Annotated in this window: 4 protein-coding genes; 2 read left to right on the forward strand and 2 right to left on the reverse strand. The window is 62.5% G+C overall.

Annotated features, from left to right (window positions below; translation table 11 throughout):
• Nucleotides 1-238: 238 nt before the first annotated feature.
• Complete coding sequence (locus ACXWUF_RS20875) at nt 239-715, reverse strand: peroxiredoxin (RefSeq protein WP_458496483.1); 477 nt, start codon at nt 713-715, stop codon at nt 239-241.
• An 83-nt stretch (nt 716-798) separates the two neighbouring features.
• The gene (locus ACXWUF_RS20880) at nt 799-1,329 is read right to left on the reverse strand and encodes a glycine cleavage system protein R (protein ID WP_458496484.1); all 531 of its coding nucleotides are present in this window, start codon (nt 1,327-1,329) and stop codon (nt 799-801) included.
• Nucleotides 1,330-1,496: 167 nt separating this feature from the next.
• On the opposite strand from ACXWUF_RS20880, the gene dapA reads away from it, so the two are divergent.
• Both dapA and bamC read left to right on the forward strand, forming a co-directional pair.
• Complete coding sequence (dapA, locus tag ACXWUF_RS20885) at nt 1,497-2,372, forward strand: 4-hydroxy-tetrahydrodipicolinate synthase (protein ID WP_458496485.1); 876 nt, start codon at nt 1,497-1,499, stop codon at nt 2,370-2,372.
• Nucleotides 2,373-2,383: 11 nt separating this feature from the next.
• Entirely contained in the window at nt 2,384-3,130 is a 747-nt protein-coding gene (bamC, locus tag ACXWUF_RS20890) for an outer membrane protein assembly factor BamC (RefSeq protein WP_458496486.1), read from the forward strand.
• Nucleotides 3,131-3,376: the final 246 nt, after the last annotated feature.

Below are 3,376 nucleotides of genomic sequence, written 5' to 3' on the forward strand. Positions count from 1 at the left end.
GTGCGTGCCTTGAACAAGCTGAAGCGGGAGGCACCGCCCGCCGATCCGACCACCAAGGACTGCCCGTTCTACGCGTCCGCCATTCCCGTCAAGGCCACGCGCTGCCCGCATTGCACCTCGTCTTTGAAAGGCGCTTGAGAAATCAAAAAGATCGACTCGGTTTCAAAAACCGAGTCGGTCTTTGCTTGCTACGGTGACGGATTGCATCCCGCCAAGGGATCTGATCCGTTCTTCATTTTCAGCCGTCGGCAAGCGCCTGAACCTTCGCCAGCACCTCGGCGGCGTGGCCCTTGACGGTCAATTTCCGCCATTCCGCCGCCAGCTTGCCTTCCGGGTCGATGAGGAAGGTGCTGCGCTCGATGCCCCGCACCTGCTTGCCATACATGTTCTTCATGCGGATGACGTCATACAGCCCGCACAAGGTCTCATCCTTGTCGGACATCAACTCGAAGGGGAATTCCTGCTTGCACTTGAAGTTCTCGTGGGATTTCAGGCTGTCCCGCGAGACGCCGAAAATGTCCGCGCCGAGTTCTTGGAATTGCGGGTATAGGTCGCGGAAATCCTGGCCTTCCTGGGTGCAGCCGGGGGTGCTGTCTTTCGGATAGAAATAAAGAATCACGTATTTTCCCGATAGGTCCGCAAGGCGCACGGTCTGGCCGGAGGTGGCTGAAACTGAAAAGTCCGGGGCGGGTTGGCCGAGGGTTGGAGTTGTCACGGGCGTTCTCCGGGGATAAGGCGATGAAAATGTAGGAGTGCGGGCGTCCCCGCCCGCTCGCGGCCAGGGATGGCCTAGCTCCTTTAGCGTTTGATGGGTTCGAGGATGGCGTCCAGATTCAACTGGTCGCAGAAGTCCAGGAATTCATCCCGCAGGCTGACGATGCGCGTCCCCGCCGGAATCTTCACGATCATGTGGGCGAGGAACAGGGACGACCCGGTGAACGGCGCGGGATAGCGGCTGGTGGACAGGTCCAGGATGGCGATGCCCCGGTCGGCCAGGAAGGCGCTCAGGTCGTGGATGTTGTTGATCTGGTCGGTGGCGAAAATATCCACGGCGTAGGGCAGGGCGCTTTCGTCTTCCGGCGCTTCCCGGTCCTGCGCCCGCATCATGGTGACTTTTAGGCCGTAGCGGTTGCCGAGATTCTCCAGGGCGTTCTCCAGCCGCACGATGTGATTCCAGTTGCCTTCCACGAGCAGGTGGCCGGCGAATTCCAGGCCCAATTCCGTCATCCGGCTTTCCAGGATGGTGCATTTGGCGTCCTTGATCGTGCGGGTCAGTTCCACGATTAATTCAGGGCGGTTCTCGCCCAGCACGGTAATCACGAGCTGCATGGTGGGGGCTTTCTCTACGGTGAAAAATGGGCAAAGTGTACCATCTAACCCCCCCGATTGCCGCCGCCCCAGGCCGGAGGGAAGGCGCGGGCGGGCGGGGCGGCGCGGTTGTCAGCGGCGGGCGGCGCAGGTAACATGCTCCTTTTGCCGAAGCCGAGTAGGGGTGCATGATTCAAGGTAGCATCGTCGCGCTAGTGACGCCGATGGAGGAAGACGGCGCGCTGGACATCGACAGTTTGAACCGGTTGATCGAGTTTCACATCGAGCAGGGAACCGACGCCATCGTCGCCGTGGGCACCACGGGCGAATCCGCCACGCTGGATGAGGACGAGCATTGCGAGGTGATCCGCGTCACGGTGGCGCGGGTGGCCGGGCGAGTGCCCGTCATCGCCGGCACCGGGGCCAACTCCACGCGGGAAGCCATTGCCCTGACCCAAAAGGCCAAGGAATTGGGCGCGGACGCTTGCCTCTTGGTCACGCCCTACTACAACAAGCCCACCCAGGAAGGACTGTATCGCCACTATAAAGCCGTCGCCGAGGCGGTGGAAATCCCCCAGATTCTCTATAACGTGCCGGGCCGCACCGGCTGCGACCTGCTGCCCGCGACCATTGGCCGACTGGCGGGCGTGCCCAACATCGTCGGCGTCAAGGAGGCCACTGGCAAGCTGGACCGGCTGGAAGAAATCCAGCGTCTGTGCGGGCCGGATTTCCTGCTGTATTCGGGCGACGACGCCACCGCCTGCGAGTTCTGCCTGCGGGGTGGCCATGGCGTGATTTCGGTCACGGCCAATGTCGCGCCGAGGCTCATGCACGACATGGTCGCCGCCGCCCGCGCTGGCGACCGGGCCAGGGCCGAAGCCATCGACCTCAAGCTGGCGGGTCTCCACAAGGACTTGTTCATCGAATCCAACCCCATCCCCGTCAAATGGTCCGTCCACGAGATGGGCTTCATCAAGACCGGCATCCGCCTGCCGCTGACCTGGCTGTCCGAGTCCTGCCACGACGCCGTGCGGGACGCGATGCGGCAAGCCGAAGTGGCGTGAATATTCCCCCTATGAATCGACTCGATTGCCGGAAGGCGCTGGTTTTATTGGGCGCGTCCGTGACGCTGGCGGGGTGCGACACCATCTCCAGTTGGTTCCCGGACAAGCAGAAGCAGTACCAATACAGCACTGAAATCCCCCCGCTGGAAATCCCGCCCGACCTGAGTTCCTCCACCATCGACGGCGCGAAGCGGGGCGCGGCGGGTTCCGACAGGGATTCCGGGTTAAGCCGGGAGGCTTCCGAGGTGAGGGAGTCGCCCGTGGCGGAAGCCCCGGAGAACAGCCCCGCCGAGTCCGAGCGTCCTAAGCGTTCCGCCAAGAGTCCCAAGCGGTCGGAAGCCGCGCCGACCCTGGCCCAAAGCTCCGACGACGTGCCGCTCATCGAAATCGAGGTGCCTTTCGAGCTGGCCTGGGTTGAAGTCGCCAAGGCGCTGGGGCGGATGGAACTGGAAATCACCGACCAAAACCGTTCCGACGGCGTGTACTACGTTTATTACGGCGGCGACCGGAAGCCCTATGAGGACCGTGGATTCTTCGGCGACATCGCCGAAGTGTTCGGCGCGGGTCAGGCGCTTTCCAAGGAATACCGCATCAAGCTGGAGCAAAAGGGCACGGCCACCTCGGTCTATATTTTGGATTCGGACAACAAGCCGCAGACCTCGGGGCCGGGTTTCGATCTCCTCAAGCGGCTGCACGAAACCTTGCAATCCGCCTCGGCGCCCGGTGCCAAGCCTGCGTCCGAAAAAACCTCACCCTAGCCGCCCGTTCCCTCTTTTTTAGGGCGGGGAAAGAGTCTCCCCGCCATCACCGCCCGGCCAGGACGGCGGCGCTTAAATCTCGCGAAGGTCCGAGCATGATCCTCAAATTTCCCGGTCCCCATTCCCTTTCCGATTTCCGGCGCGTCAAGCTTCTGGCGGACCTCAAGGCCATGGAGCCGACCGTCACCGATGTCGTCGGGGTTTATGTCCATGTGGTCGAAACCGCCCGCGCCCTGAGCGAGGCGG

It is taken from the genome of Methylomagnum sp. (assembly GCF_054333355.1).

What these genes read in the sequence shown, in the direction of transcription:
- ACXWUF_RS20880 (WP_458496484.1), bottom strand. Translation starts at nt 1,329, where the DNA reads ATGCAGCTCGTGATTACCGTGCTGGGCGAGAACCGCCCTGAATTAATC.
- dapA (WP_458496485.1), top strand. Translation starts at nt 1,497, where the DNA reads ATGATTCAAGGTAGCATCGTCGCGCTAGTGACGCCGATGGAGGAAGAC.
- bamC (WP_458496486.1), top strand. Translation starts at nt 2,384, where the DNA reads ATGAATCGACTCGATTGCCGGAAGGCGCTGGTTTTATTGGGCGCGTCC.